A 1,903-nucleotide genomic window follows, 5' to 3' on the forward strand; every position below is an offset into this window, starting at 1 on the left:
ACGTCCACCAGCTCCAGCACCGGCGCCACCTCGGCGGCCGAGGTGGCTCCCGAGGTGCCGGCGGCCGCCGAGGTGGCGCCGGTGCTGGAGCTGGTGGACGTGCGCAAGGAGTTCCCGCGGCCGCGCGGGGCCGGAGGTGCCCGCTCGCTGGTCGCCGTCGACGGGGTCAGCCTGCGCGTCGACCGCGGGACCACGTACGCGCTGGTCGGCGAGTCGGGCTCCGGCAAGAGCACGACCGCCCGGCTCGCCCTGCACCTGGAGCGCCCCACGGCCGGCCGGGTGCTGTTCCGCGGGGAGGACGTCACCGGCGCGCGCGGCGAGGTCCTGCGCCGGCTGCGGCGCGGGTTCCAGGTCGTCTACCAGAGCCCGTACGCCTCGCTCGACCCGCGGTTCACGGTCGCCGAGGTGATCGCGGAGCCGCTGCGGGCGTACGGCGTCGGCACGCGGGCCGAGCGCGCCGAGCGGGTGCGCGAGCTGCTGGCCGACGTCGCCCTCCCGGCGGACGCGGCGCGGCGCAGCCCCCGCGAGCTCTCCGGCGGGCAGCGGCAGCGGGTGGCGATCGCCCGGGCGCTGGCCCTGCGGCCGGACCTGGTCGTGCTCGACGAGCCGGTGTCCGCGCTCGACGTGTCCGTGCAGGCGCAGATCCTCGACCTGCTGGTCCGGCTGCAGGCCGAGCACGGGCTGACCTACCTGTTCATCTCGCACGACCTCGCGGTGGTCCGGCAGGTCGCCGACCACGTGGGCGTGCTGCACGACGGCCGGCTCGTCGAGCAGGGCACGGCCGAGCAGATCCTGCTGGACCCGCGGCAGGAGTACACCCGCGAGCTCGTCGCGGCGATCCCGGGGCGCCGCGTGCGGCCCCGGTCACCGTCCGCACGCTGACGTTCAGAACCTCGCAGACAAACCGGGCCCGACCGGGCGGGTTTCTGGACACCCGGTGCATCCGCGCGGGGGGTGCCCGCGGTAGAGGGGGTGTCAGCCGCCCACGCCCCCCGCCGACGGGGGGCACGGACCGAGGAGCACCCCATGCGTCATCGCCCGTCCGTCACCCTCGCCGCCGCCGGCATCGGCTCGGCGCTGCTGGTGGCCGCCGCCGCGCTGCCCGCCTCCGCCGCCACCGGCGGGACGGCGTCGCTCGCCGTGCTGCACGGCGTCCCGGACCTGACCGTCGACGTCTGGGTCGACGGCACCCGCACGCTCGACGACTTCACGCCCGGCACGCTCGCCGGGCCGCTGGACGTGCCCGCGGGCGCGCACACCCTAGCGATCACCGCCGCCGACGCCGCCGACGACAGCCAGCCCGCGATCGGCCCGGTGGACGTCACCCTGGAGGCGGGGGCCAGCTACACGGCGGTCGCGCACCTCACCGCCACCGGTGACCCCACCGCCACGCTGTTCACCAACGACACCTCCGCGGTGCCGGCGGGGCAGGGACGCCTCACCGTCCGGCACGTCGCCGCCGCACCGGCCGTGGACGTCCTCGCGGGCGGCAGCCCGGTCGTGACGAACCTGTCCAACCCGGACGAGCAGTCGCTGACGGTGCCCGCGGGCACCGTGTCCGCTGCGGTCGCCGCCACCGGGACCACGACGCCGGTGCTCGGGCCCACGGACCTCACCATCGCGGAGGGCGCGAACACCATCGTGTACGCCTGGGGCTCGCTCGACGCGGGCAACCTGGCGCTCGCGGTGCAGACCATCGACGGGCTGCACTCGGCTCCCGGCGGCGTGCCGTCCGGCGAGCTCGGCACGGCCGCGTCGGACGCCGGTCCCGCGGCGCCGTGGGTCGCCGCGGCGACGCTGCTGGCGCTGGTCGCGGTCGTCGGCGCCGTCCGCCCGGCGCGCCGGGCCCGCGCGGTCGCGCGCGACCGCCGCTGAGACGGCCGGGGCGCGGGTGCGTCGTCCC

General features: G+C 77.7%; 2 protein-coding genes. Both read left to right on the forward strand.

The window, feature by feature from the left end:
* The coding region (locus tag G6556_RS18600) for an ATP-binding cassette domain-containing protein (protein WP_166944605.1) at positions 1 to 882 on the forward strand (882 nt) is incomplete at its 5' end.
* Positions 883 to 1,026: 144 nt separating this feature from the next.
* Positions 1,027 to 1,875 (forward strand): DUF4397 domain-containing protein, encoded by an 849-nt coding sequence (locus tag G6556_RS18605; protein ID WP_166944607.1) that lies wholly within the window; start codon positions 1,027 to 1,029, stop codon positions 1,873 to 1,875.
* Positions 1,876 to 1,903: the final 28 nt, after the last annotated feature.

This window comes from Cellulomonas sp. IC4_254, from assembly GCF_011603975.1.
Classification (GTDB): Bacteria; Actinomycetota; Actinomycetes; order Actinomycetales; family Cellulomonadaceae; genus Cellulomonas.

Bases quoted from the DNA above. Each gene is read 5' to 3' on its own strand.
- G6556_RS18605 (WP_166944607.1), top strand. From the start codon at position 1,027: ATGCGTCATCGCCCGTCCGTCACCCTCGCCGCCGCCGGCATCGGCTCG.